The sequence below is a fragment of the Pseudomonas nunensis genome, assembly GCF_024296925.1.
Taxonomy (GTDB): domain Bacteria; phylum Pseudomonadota; class Gammaproteobacteria; order Pseudomonadales; family Pseudomonadaceae; genus Aquipseudomonas; species Aquipseudomonas nunensis.
Genome location: NZ_CP101125.1, coordinates 1141414 through 1153717, shown reverse-complemented (window position 1 = coordinate 1153717; position 12304 = coordinate 1141414). Strand labels below are relative to the sequence as shown.

Genomic DNA, 12304 nt, shown 5'->3' with positions numbered 1-12304 from the left:
GTGTCTGAAACCGTGAGAGATCAGCCAACTCATGGAATGGGTGGATTGTTCCAGCGTTGCACGGTGACGATCATGTGGCCTTCGCCGGTCAGGGATTTTCCTGCGTCGTCGACGGCGGCAATCACCTTGAGGTTGCCGGCATTGTTGGTAGACATTTTGCGTTGCGGGTTCGGCCCGGCATCGCCTGGGGTGAACACGCCGCTGTCGGCCTGCATGGTGCCGGCGAACTTGACGTCTTCGTCTTCCTTGGCGCGGTCGTCGAAGGCTTCGACCTTCCACTGCGCCGGGAACACGCCGATGCGATATGGCTTGCCATCGGCGCCCTTGCCCCAGGCTTCGGCGTCGAAACGGCCCTGGACTTTCGGCGTCGAACCACCGCCCTCGCCGATCCGCGCCACGGAGAATTCCGGCACGACTTTGACCGACGCGATTTTGCTGTAGACCGACAAGGTCGGGCCTTTCAGCGTGCCGACGGTGACGTTGCGCAGACCCGGTTGGGCGTTCGCCGCCGCCTTGAGTTTGACCCTGATCCGCTCAGGACTTTGCTCAATAACGGCGACCACTTCCACGCCTTTGCCGAAGTTCGGTTTGCCGGTGAGACCGCTGCCGACCAACGTCACCTCAGTTTCAACGCCCGCCTTCAGGTAACCCGGCTGCACCGCCAGCAAACGACTGCTGCCCTGCTTCGCCGCCACGAAATCCAGACCGCGTTCATCGTGCTCAGCCTCGAACATCCGGCCTTGCATCGCGTTGCCTTGGGCGGCGAACACCTGACGCATGGTCACGCCATCAACCGTCACGTTGCCGCGCCATTCGTAGCCGCTGTAGAGAATCGCGCTGCCGTCGCCATTGAACGGGCTGCCATCAGCGTATTGGCCTTTGACGCTGACTTTGAAGGTGTCGCTGCCATCGGCGGTGACGCTCATCACGCCAGCCAATTCACCTTTGCCCGGCAAGTGGCCGCTGAAGCTCCAGTCGCCGACCAGTGCGTCGCTTTTCGGCGCAGTACTCAGCCATTTTTTCCAGGCCGGGTTGTCCAGCGGATAACGCTTGGCCAGCAACGGCACCATGTCTTTGCGGGCGATATCGAACCAGTCACGATCCCGGGCCAAGGCCTGGTATTCGAGGGACGGCCATTGGCCGAGGTGGAAGTTGACCAGGCGTTCCCATTCTTGAGCGGGACGGCGTTGCAGGGCGACCCGCGCGCCGGAGTGGCAGCGGCCGCACATCTGGCTGGTCTGGTCGTCGAATTTTTCGACGGTGTTCAGGCGACGTTCCAGCGCATAACGCACGCCGTCGGTTTCGCTCGGCGCCAGGCCTTGGGTGTCGGCCAGGTATTTGACCAGGGTGCGGCGGTCATCATCGCTGATCTGCAAACCGTGCATGGTCTGCATCCGCGCGATGCTCATCAGCCAGCCTTCCGGGGTCTTGCGCTGGTGGCTGATGCGGCTCAGGGCATTATCGGCCTCGGGGGTGTGACAGCCCTGACAGGTTTCCTTGAGGATGGTCTGGGCGTCGCGGGCTGCCAGGCTGTAAGGCGAATGCAGCGCCACACAAGCGGCCACGGCCAGCAGGCCGGCGCTCATGCCTGATCGGAGTCTTCTCTTCATCAACGTCGAACCTCGCACGGTGCTTTCTTATTGTTGTGGCTTATCGTTTTTATGGTTTCTGCCGCCGGCGGCGCACCGCTGACGGAGGCAAGAGAAACGTCTGCGATGAGCAATACACGGAGCGTGCCAGCTTACCGATATCCTTTTTTATCAAGCAGTTGCGTGAAGAAGAAGGCCCGAAGCCTGGTCTGGACGCGATCACCTGCGTCTAATATCGCGACAGCTGTTGCAGTCTGAGACAAGCGTAGCTGCCTCGATGCAATCGCTGGGGTCATGCGGAAAATAGCGGTCTTGGTGTTCGGCGCCATGCCGCCCCGGCACCCAGGGGCGGCATGTCGTCTATTCAGATGTAAAAGGTGGGATGAACGCCTTTGTGAACCTCGATTTCCTGCCGCATGTCCGCCACCAGCGAGGCGATGGCGTGGGGACTGTCCAGCGTCCAGAGGGGGACGTGGGTCGCCACCATGTCGACTTTGCCGGTCATGCAGTCGCAGACCCGAATCGTCAGGGACTGGTCGGCCTCCATGTTGCAGGTGCAAACCGACGGCAGAAAGCTGCGTTCAATGATGTTTTGAATTTCCAGGGTTGAAAGGAACATCGTGACCTCCCTTACGCCAGGTGAGTGGCCGAGCGAAGGCTCCCTCGTTTCGCCCGTCGAGCCTGAAAATTCTAGTCCTCAATAGTGAGTGTCTCAAGGGCGCAACACGGCTGCTCGTCGTCTCAGCGCCTGTCGCAATTTGCGAAAAAATCCCGGGCCTCGTCTTCGTCCAAAACCTGCGAAACCCGGCTAATCAAGGGCCATCCCACCCCTTCCGATACTTGGCACAGCCATTGCGAAAGCCCTGATCTCACGAACAACAAGAGATCTCGCCATGTCCCTTCCTTATCTGCTTCCCGCCACGTCGGCATTCATCCAGCGCGCACCGCGCATGTTGATCGGCGGTGACTGGGTCGAGGCCGCCGACGGCCAGACCATGCCCCTGCACAACCCGGCCACCGGTGAAGTGCTGTGCGTGGTGCCGCGCGCCACGCCCGAGGATATGGACCGCGCCGTGCTCGCGGCGCGTCGGGCCTTCGATGATTCGCCCTGGACCCGAACCCGCCCACGTGAACGGCAAAACCTGCTGTGGAAACTCGCCGACCTGATGGAGCGCGACGCCGAGCTGCTGGCGCAACTGGAATGCCTGAACAACGGCAAAAGTGCGGCAGTGGCCCAGGTGATGGACGTGCAACTGTCCATCGACTTCCTGCGCTACATGGCGGGTTGGGCGACAAAAATCGAAGGCTCCAGCGTAGAGGTGTCGTTGCCGCTGATGCCCAATGATCAATTCCACAGCTTTATCCGTCGTGAAGCGGTGGGCGTGGTCGGCGCGATCGTCGCCTGGAACTTCCCGCTGCTGCTGGCTTGCTGGAAACTCGGCCCGGCCCTGGCCACCGGCTGCACCGTGGTGCTCAAACCCGCCGACGAAACACCGCTAAGCGCGTTGAAACTGGCGGAACTGGTGCTGGAAGCCGGCTATCCCGAAGGCGTGTTCAACGTGGTCACTGGCACCGGCATCACCGCAGGTTCGGCGCTGACTCACAACCCGCTGGTCGACAAGTTGACCTTCACCGGCTCGACCGCCGTGGGCAAGCAGATCGGCAAAATCGCCATGGAATCCATGACCCGTGTGACCCTGGAGCTGGGCGGCAAATCGCCGACCATCGTGATGGGCGATGCTGATTTGAAGTCCGCCGCAGCCGGTGCCGCCAGCGCGATTTTCTTCAACCAGGGCCAAGTCTGCTGCGCCGGTTCGCGGCTGTATGTGCAGCGCAAGCATTTCGACAATGTGGTGGCGGATATCGCCGACATCGCCAACGCCATGAAACTCGGCAACGGCATGGACCCGACGGTCGAGATGGGGCCGTTGATCTCCAAGCGTCAGCAGGAACGGGTCTACGGCTACATCGAACAGGGCCGGGAAAGCGGCGCGACCATTGCCTGCGGTGGCGAGCAGTTCGGGCCGGGGTTCTTCGTCAAGCCGACGGTGATTGTGGATGTCGATCAGAGGCATTCATTGGTTCAGGAGGAGATTTTCGGGCCGGTGCTGGTGGCGATTCCGTTTGATGATGAGGCCGATGCGTTGCGTATGGCCAATGACAGTCCCTACGGGTTGGGGGCGAGTATCTGGTCCAACGATTTGGCGGCGGTGCACCGGATGATTCCGCGGATCAAGTCGGGGTCGGTGTGGGTCAATTGCCACAGTGCGCTCGACCCGGCGCTGCCGTTTGGCGGGTACAAGATGTCCGGGGTTGGGCGGGAAATGGGGTATGCGGCGATTGAGCATTACACCGAGTTGAAGTCGGTGTTGATCAAGCTCTGAATTTTTGTCGTTCTTTAGGCCGCCTTCGCGGGCAAGCCTCGCTCCTACAGGGAATCGGATTCCAATGTGGGAGCGAGCCTGCTCGCGAAGGGGCCGGCCCGGTCACGGCTTAAACCCCTGGGTCAACAACCAACTGCGAACCACCCGCCCCTGCTCCGCCGTCAACTCCGCCAATGCCTGCTCCGCCGGTTCACTCCACAACCGCCGCAGCAACGGTGCCAACTCAACCCCCTGCACATGCCAGATCCCCAGCGGCTGATCCGCCGTGATCACCACCTCAGCCTCATCCACAAACCCGTCCCGTAACACCGGCGCCTGCTCAATGCGCAACGAAGCAAAATCCGCCTCGGCATGCGCCACTTCAGCATCCGGCCACTGCCGCCGAGCCTGCCAGAATGGCTGCTCCAGCCAGCGCTGCTCATCGGCATAAAAATCCCGGCCGATCCGGGCAAAGCGCAAAAACAACTGTTCCACGCGCTGCTGATGAAAACGCTGGGCCAACGCCGCTCGCTCGGGTTTGCGCAACAGGGTGTTGATCACCGTCGGCGCCTGTAACGCCGAGGACAGGGACTGGAAAATCCCGTTGCCCGACAACGGGTCCACCGCCATCGCCGCGTCGCCCACCCGAATCCAGTTATCGCCACACACTTGCGGGCTCAAGATCGCGGTGCTGCTGCGGGCGTGCAGTTGCAGATCGGTTTCCAGCCCATCACCGAAAAACGCCCGGGCCACTTCAGAAGCGTGGCGCCGTTGACGGCAGTAATCGAGCAACATCGCCTTGCCCGGCAACTCAGCACTGGCCACGTCCACCGTCCATTGCCAATAACACTGACCGTCGGCCCGACGCGCCATCCACGCCCAGCCATCCTCAAGGCTTTCCACGGCGCTGGCGGTGTCGCCCGGCGCTGCCTGCCAGCGATTGAGCAGGCTGACCGTCTCCGGCCCGCGCAGGCCTTTGCCGAGGGCCGGCGCCGAACGTCCGCGAGCCTCCACCAGGAAATCCGCGACCAAGGTTTCGCGCCCTTCGATCTCGACCCGATGCCCCTCAGTCGAGGACTGCACTGTCAGCACTCGCCCTTCGATCAACTCGACCCCGGCCCCACGCAAATCCTCGCGCAGGCCGCGATCAAAACTCGGCCGGTCCAGCAAGTATTCGATGTTCTGCGCATGCTGCTGGCCGTTCCACGATACTTGCCGTTGGGAAGGCAGCGCCGCGTCCGCCAGCGCATGGTTCAGGCCCGCGCCGCGTAACGCTTCGAGCACCCGCACGGAAACCCCTTCCAGCGCGGCAAAGCGCCGCCACTCGCTGACCAGCGTCACCGGGTAACCGAGCCGACGCAGCCCCAACGCCACCGCAGCCCCCGCAGGCCCGGCGCCTAGAATCAAAATCACGGGCCGAAACGCCGTTCAGGGCCGCGATACCGGGCGTGATCCCGCAGCCATTCGATGACGTGTTGATTGCTCGCCTCCGGATGCGCGACGAGGAAACCGGCGATGTGCCCGCTCAACGCCGCACAGCCCAGGCTGGCCCCTGACTGGCCCGGATAAGTCCCGTGCACACACGCCGCGAAATCCGCCTGGGCGCTGTTGAGCCACGACCATTCGTTCTCTGCACAACGGGCGTCGCCGGTGACCCGCAGCACCTGTGGATAATTCGCCGGATACACGCCCGCGCCCTGGGCCGGACTCGATGCGCAGAGCAACACGCCCCGCGCCACCGCCGTCGCACAGGCTTCGCGCAACAGGCTGCGATCCTGGCGCAAGCCGAGGCTCAGATTGATCTGCCGCACGTCCTGCGTCACTAGCCAGTCAATCGCCGTGGCAATCTGCAACGCGCTGGTGACACCGCGCTGATCAAACACCTGAGCCACGCAAAACACCGCCGCCGGTGCACGCCGGCCGATGGCCTCGATCACTGCGCTGCCATGGCCGAGTGGGTCGTCGCGCAAATCGCTTTCCGCCAGACCATCCTCCAGCAGCGAAAACCTGCGCCCCGCGACCACCTGCACCCGTTGCGCCGCCGAGTGACCGCTGTCCACCACACCAATTCGCAGTTCAGGCTTCATGCAGCACCGTTTTCGAAATGAGCACGCCGTCGAGCAATTCGAAGCGCAGATCGGCGTCCGCCAGGGTCGAGGGGCGATGGCTGATCAGGATGCGCGTGCGTCCGGAAAACAGTCGGTCGATGGCTTCGATCACTTCCCGCTCGGTGGCTTCGTCGACCGCCGAAGTCGCTTCGTCGAGCACCAAAATCAACGGGTCCTGTAACAAGGCGCGGGCAATGGCGATGCGCTGTTTCTGCCCGCCGGACAGCTGCTGGCCGCGTTCGCCCAACGGACTGTCGAGGCCTTCGGGCAGGGACGCGATCAGGCTGTCGAGTTGCGCCAACCGCGCCACTTCGGCAATCGCCTCGCGACTGGCGTCCGGCACAGCGTAAGCCAGGTTGTCCGCGAGGCTGCCGCGAAACAGCACGATGTCCTGACTGACAATGGCAATCCGTCTGCGCAGCTCGAACAGGTCCAGCTCTCGCAGATCCACTTCACCCAACAACACCCGGCCAGACTGCGGATCGTGGTGCCGTTGCAGCAGGTCGATCAAGGTCGATTTGCCGACACCCGAACCGCCGCTCAGGGCGACTTTCAAGCCGTAGGGAATGCGCGCGTCGATCCCGCTCAACGTGCTCGGACGCCCCGGATGACTGAAATGCACGTCGTCGAAACGCAGTTCTCCAGAGGCCGGCATCGGCTGCGGCGTGACCGGTGTGAGCACGGTCGGTTCTTCGCCGCGCAACTCCATCACTCGACCAAGGCTGACGGTCATGCGCTGGATCGCCACATACAGCCCGAGCAAACTCTGAACCGGCCCCACCGCCATCCCGAGGTAAGTGGAAAACGCGATCAGCGCGCCGAGTTGCCAGGTGCCCTGCACCACCCAATAACCGCCGATCAAAAACGCACAGGCCCGGGACAACGACGTCAGCGTGCCCGGCACGGCCTGGGTGAAAAACTCGGTGACTTGCAGGCGCAGCAACTGGCTCATATAGCCTTGGCCCAGGTTCTCCAGACGTCGCGCCTCACGCTGTTGCTGACCCGCAGACTGGATGAATTTCATCACCGGCAATGTCTCGACCATGAACGACGACATGTCCGCCGAACGCTCGCGCAACTGCCGCACGTCGCGCTCGACCTTGCGCCGCATCCAGCGCAGCCACAGCACGTCGAGGGGAATCAGCACCAACGCCAGCAGCGAGAGTTTCCAGGACAAGGTCAGCAGCATCGCGATGGAGAAGACCAGACCGATCACGCTCGAGACCGCCGAGAACAGCGAGTCCACGGCAAAGCGCTGGATCTCTGCGACATCTCCGTCGAGGCGCGACATCAAGTCGCCGATGCGCCGCTGGCCGTAGAAGCTCGGCGACAAGGTTTGCAAATGCCGATACAGGTCATCGCGCAGGGCAAACAGAATCCGCCCGGACAACCGCGTGTGCAGGTAACGGTTGATCCCCGACAGCGCGGTGCCGAGCAGACCGGCGACGATCATCAACCCGGCGATCAGCACCAGCACCGGGAAATTGCGCCCGAGCAGGCCGTCGTCGATCAGCAGTTTGGTCAGCCACGGTTGCACCAGCACCAGCAACGACGCGCAGACCGACAATCCGAGCAACCCGGCAATCGCCAGTCGATGCGGGCGTACGAAGCTGTACAACCAGCGCAACGCCGCTTGCAGGGCTTGCGGGTTCGGGCTGTCGATCAGCCGAACGATCAGGCGCTGCATCACAGGCGCAACTGTTTGAGTTTGCGGTACAGGGTTGCGCGGCTGATGCCGAGGGCGTCGGCGGCGGCGGAGACGTTGCCCTGATGCGCGTCCAGGGATTGGCGGATCAGCTCCAGTTCATTTTCGCGAATGCTGCCGGCCTGGGGGCGCTCGGTGGCGGTCAGGTCGTCGAGCATGCTGTCGGGCAAATGGTCGAGGGTGAGCACGCTATCGCCCGCCTCGCGCATGGCCAACGCGGTGCGCAGGACCATCTCCAATTGGCGGATGTTGCCCGGCCAGTGATAGCCGCCGAGCAATTTGCTCAGGTCGTCATGCAGGGTGACCGTCGGGGCGTCGAGCTTGGCCAGCAAGCGACCGACCAGGCCGCTGAAATCCTCGCGTTCGCGCAGGGCCGGGAGCATCACGCTGATGCCGTTGACCCGGTAGAACAAGTCTTCGCGAAAGTGTTTGTCCTCCACCAGACGCTTGAGGTCGCGGTGGGTGGCGCAGATCAGCGCGACGTCGATGTCCTGCTCTTCGCCGGCGCCCAGTGGCGCGACTTTGCGGTCCTGCAACACGCGCAACAACCGCGCCTGCAAGGCCAATGGCATGTCGCCGATTTCATCGAGGAACAAGGTGCCGCCATGGGCCTGTTGCAGGCGTCCGACCATGCCGCCACGGCGGGAACCGGTGAACGCTCCTTCGCGGTAGCCGAACAGTTCCGACTCGATCAGGCCTTCGGGAATCGCCGCGCAATTCACCGCGACGAAGGGTTTGTCGCAGCGGGTGCCGGCCATGTGCAGGGCGCGGGCTATCACCTCTTTACCGGTGCCGGTTTCGCCAAGCAGCAACACTGGCAGTTCATTGGCCAGACCTTGCCGGGCCATGCGCAAGGCGCGGGCGTAACGCACATTGCTGCCGGCCAGGGATTCGAGATCCGGTTGCGGTTTGGCCGGTTTCGCGACCGGGCGTGGCGTGGTGCCGACGTTGATCGAACGCTGGGGCGCGCGCAGGGTTTTGTAGAAGAATTCGCCCTTGGCGGTTTGCAGACTGCCGACGCCGCCCTGTTGCAGCCGCGCCAGCAGTTGCAGGCCATCGACGCCGAGAAACTCTTCGCAGCGATGCCCGACCAACGCCGAACGCTCGGCGCGCAGCAACTGGCAGGCCTGGGCGCTGACCGCGAGAATTTGCCCGCCGAGGCTCACTGCCAACAGACCCTGCCATGGGGATTCGAGGTACTGCCGACGGCTGTGGAAGGCGAGGACGATCTGGTCTGGATAACTGGCATTGAATACTCGGCTTTCGATCTGGCTGACCGCCATGGCCAGCAGCGCGGTGCTGTCGTGGACGCGACCGAGCGGGCCTTCGCGGGTCAGGTCGAGGACGCCAAGGATATCGCCTTGCGGGCAATGAATCGGCACCGAAGTGCAGGAGAAATCGCTCAGGCGATCAAGGTAATGTTCGCCGCAATCGATCAGGGTCGGCCGAGCTTCCACCAGCGCGGTGCCGAGGGCATTGGTGCCGCGCGCGGCTTCGCTCCAGCAGGCGCCGAGGGTGATGTCTTGCAAGCCGGAGCCCTTGAGGCGATCGGCGCGGCCTTCGACGGCGAGGATGGTCGCGTCGGAGTTGGCGAGGATGATCAGGCCTTCTTTGCCTTGGCGTTCGGCCAGGTAATCGATGGCCGGCATCGCGGCGTCGATCAGCAAGCGGTTGCTGGCCAGCAGCACTTCGAGGCTGGCGCTCGATTCCAGCGTCAGCTCGTGCTTGCCGTTGAAATGCACGCCGTGGCTCAGGCTGCGCCGCCATGAGGCGTCGATTTCCGCACGCAATACGCCATCGGGGACTTCGCCTTCGAGGTGAAGCTTTTCCCGGGCCAGCCGGGCTTCCTGATGGGGCTTGGGGTGTGTTGTTTTTATGAGTGTCATCAAGCGCTCCGCAGCGGTCCGCTTTGCGCTTTATGAAATCAGCGCCGTGGCGTCAATCTTTACGTTAACGTCAGGGCGATGGCAAGTGCCTTACAGCGCTTGTGGTGTATCTGGTAGACCGCGTAATCGTTCATCGCGAGCAAGCTCGCTCCCACATAGGATCGCATTATCCCGGCGGCACTCGGTCACCCGTGGGAGCGAGCTTGCTCGCGATAGCGATCTCCCGGACAACTAAAAACTCAGAGCTGCCAAACCTCAGGCCCAACAAAAAACGCCCGGGCATTATCTTCAAGGCTTTCCAGGTGATACCCGCCCTCCTGCACGATCAGGCACGGCAACCCAAGGCTGCGAATCCGTTCACCCAGCAGTGCAAAGCCTTCCCGGGTCACCGCGACTTTGCTCTGCGGGTCCAGTTCGAAAATATCGAAGCCCAGGGACAACACCAGCACCTCGGCGCCAAAGTCTTGCACCGCCGTCAGCGCCACCTCAAGTTGCCCGAGGAAGTCCGCCTCGCTGGCGCCATGGGCCATCGGCAGATTCAGGTTGAAACCCTCCCCCGCGCCGAAACCGCACTCATCGGCAAACCCGGCGACACCGGGATAGAAATTGGTCGGATCGCCATGCACCGAGACGTACAGCACGTCGTCCCGATCATAGAAAATCTCTTGAATGCCCTGACCGTGATGCATGTCGGTATCCAGCACCGCCACTCGCGCAAACCCGCCGCGTAATACCTGAGCCGCCACCGCCGCATTGTTCACATAGCAGAAACCACCGGCCGCTTCGGCTCGGGCATGGTGACCCGGTGGACGGCACAAGGCATACGCCGCCGGTTCGCCATTGAGCAACGCCTGGGCGCCGCCAATCGCGCTTTGCGCCGACCAATAGGCCGAGCGCCAGGTCTGTTCGCCTACCGGGCAACTGCCGTCCGCCAGATAACGCGCGGCCTGGGCGAGAATCCCGCGCAGGGCATTGGGTTCGCGGACGAAGATGTTCGACATGACTTCATCGCCCCAGTCCTCGGGGATTTCCTTCCAGCGCTGATGGGCTTCCTGCAAAAACGTCAGGTACGGCGCGCCGTGGACGGCGAGCAATGGCGCGAGTCCGGCGTCGGCCGGTTGCTCGACGCTGAAGCCCAGGGAATGTGAGGCCTGCACCAGACGCTGAGCGCGCTCGGGGACCTCCTGCGGTGTGCGCATCTGCCCGCGGGAGTAGTAGCTGCGGGGATGGTGGAGCAATTGTTCGGGGTGGAAAAAACTGCGCATGGGGTGAGTACCTGTCAGTTAGTCATAGATCTTGAAACCAAGTGCGCCCTCCTGTGGGAGCGGGCTTGCTCGCGAAAGCGGTGGGTCAGCCGACATCCATGTTGAATGACACGCCGCCTTCGCGAGCAAGCCCGCTCCCACATTAGGGATTGGGTTTATTCAGTGATTTGGGCGCGGGCCAGGACGGCGTTGAGCAATACGTCCGTGCCTTGGCGCACATCTTCCGGCAACACGTCTTCCGCTTCGTTATGACTCAACCCGCCCACGCACGGGATAAACACCATCGCCGTCGGGCAGTACCGCGCCAGGTGGATCGCGTCATGCCCGGCGCCGCTGACAATCGATTGCTGAGCGTAGCCCAGCGCATCCACCGCGTGCTGCACCGCCGCCACGCACTCGGCGTCGAACGGTGTGGCCGGGCTAATCCAGTGCGGGGTGATAGTCAGGTTCAAGCCGCGACCGTCGGCAATCGCCTGAAGTCGTGCGCGCACTTGCTGTTCCATCGCCTCAATCGCTTCATCACGGTGATGACGCAGGTCGACGGTGAAATTCACCAGCCCCGGAATGGTGTTGCGCGAAGACTTGTTGATGCTCAATTCACCGACCGTAGTCAGCCCTTCCGGAGCGAAATCCGTGGCTAACACTTCAATCGCCTGGATCATCCGCGCCACGCCGTAGAGTGCGTCCTTGCGCAGCGGCATCGGCGTGGTGCCGGCGTGGGCGGCCATGCCTTCGACCCGCACGTCGAGCCAGCGAATCGCCTGGCCACCGGTGACCACGCCGATGCTCTTGGCGTTATCTTCAAGGATCGGGCCCTGCTCGATGTGTGCTTCAAAGTACGCATCTACCGCGCCGCCCAATGCACGCTCGCCGGCATAACCGCTGCGTTGCAGGGCCTCGGCGACGCTGATGCCGTCGATGTCACGCACCGCCAACGCGGCATCCAGTTGCATGATCCCGGTGAACACCGCCGAGCCGAACATCGCCGGGGTGAAGCGCGCGCCTTCTTCATTGGTCCACACCGCCACTTCCAGCGGCTTGCGGGTCTGGATGCCGAGGTCGTTGAGGCAGCGCACCACTTCCAGACCGGCGAGCACACCGTAGACGCCATCGAAGCGGCCGCCTTCAGGTTGGGTGTCGAGGTGGCTGCCCATCATCACCGGAGCAGCGTCCGGATCGGTGCCTTCGCGGCGGGCGAACAGGTTGCCGATGGCGTCCACGCTCAGGCTCATGCCGGCTTCGCGGCACCAGTGGGAAAACAGTTCGCGACCGGCCTTGTCTTCATCGCTCAGGGCCAGACGGCAGCTGCCGCCACGGGCCGTGGCGCCGATTTCGGCCATGGCCATCAGGCTTGCCCACAGGCGTTCACCGTTAATCTTCAACATAAA

9 protein-coding genes are annotated in these 12304 nt (G+C 63.0%); 1 reads left to right on the top strand and 8 read right to left on the bottom strand.

Annotation, left to right across the window (positions count from 1 at the left end):
- Positions 1–29 precede the first annotated feature (29 nt).
- Together peaA and NK667_RS05310 are read right to left on the bottom strand one after the other, a co-directional pair.
- A complete protein-coding gene (peaA, locus tag NK667_RS05315; protein ID WP_054617371.1) occupies positions 30–1610 on the bottom strand; it encodes a quinohemoprotein amine dehydrogenase subunit alpha in 1581 nt (526 codons plus the stop codon).
- Between the two features lie 343 nt (positions 1611–1953).
- Positions 1954–2208 (bottom strand): DUF1652 domain-containing protein, encoded by a 255-nt coding sequence (locus NK667_RS05310; RefSeq protein WP_054053445.1) that lies wholly within the window; start codon positions 2206–2208, stop codon positions 1954–1956.
- A gap of 274 nt (positions 2209–2482) precedes the next feature.
- Here NK667_RS05310 and NK667_RS05305 point away from each other — a divergent pair, with 274 nt between their 5' ends.
- Complete coding sequence (locus NK667_RS05305) at positions 2483–3973, top strand: aldehyde dehydrogenase family protein (RefSeq protein WP_054617372.1); 1491 nt, start codon at positions 2483–2485, stop codon at positions 3971–3973.
- Between the two features lie 102 nt (positions 3974–4075).
- Here NK667_RS05305 and qhpG read toward each other — a convergent pair whose 3' ends face one another.
- The 6 genes from qhpG to NK667_RS05270 form a co-directional block, all read right to left on the bottom strand.
- Positions 4076–5365 carry a flavin-dependent monooxygenase QhpG gene (gene qhpG, locus NK667_RS05300; protein ID WP_054617373.1) on the bottom strand — a complete coding sequence of 430 codons (1290 nt, stop codon included), beginning with the start codon at positions 5363–5365 and terminating at the stop codon, positions 4076–4078.
- Positions 5362–6039, bottom strand: a complete 678-nt coding sequence (gene qhpE, locus NK667_RS05295) for a subtilisin-like serine protease QhpE (RefSeq protein WP_054617374.1) — start codon at positions 6037–6039, stop codon at positions 5362–5364. Before qhpE ends, qhpG begins: the two co-directional genes overlap by 4 nt.
- Entirely contained in the window at positions 6029–7747 is a 1719-nt protein-coding gene (locus NK667_RS05290; protein ID WP_054617375.1) for an ABC transporter ATP-binding protein, read from the bottom strand. The genes qhpE and NK667_RS05290 overlap by 11 nt, the downstream gene beginning before the upstream one ends.
- Positions 7747–9651: a sigma-54-dependent Fis family transcriptional regulator gene (locus NK667_RS05285; protein ID WP_054617376.1), complete on the bottom strand. Its 1905-nt coding sequence runs from the start codon at positions 9649–9651 to the stop codon at positions 7747–7749. Before NK667_RS05285 ends, NK667_RS05290 begins: the two co-directional genes overlap by 1 nt.
- 239 nt (positions 9652–9890) lie before the next feature.
- Entirely contained in the window at positions 9891–10916 is a 1026-nt protein-coding gene (locus NK667_RS05280) for a histone deacetylase family protein (RefSeq protein WP_054617377.1), read from the bottom strand.
- Positions 10917–11071: 155 nt separating this feature from the next.
- Positions 11072–12301 (bottom strand): Zn-dependent hydrolase, encoded by a 1230-nt coding sequence (locus tag NK667_RS05270; protein WP_054617378.1) that lies wholly within the window; start codon positions 12299–12301, stop codon positions 11072–11074.
- Positions 12302–12304 lie beyond the last annotated feature (3 nt).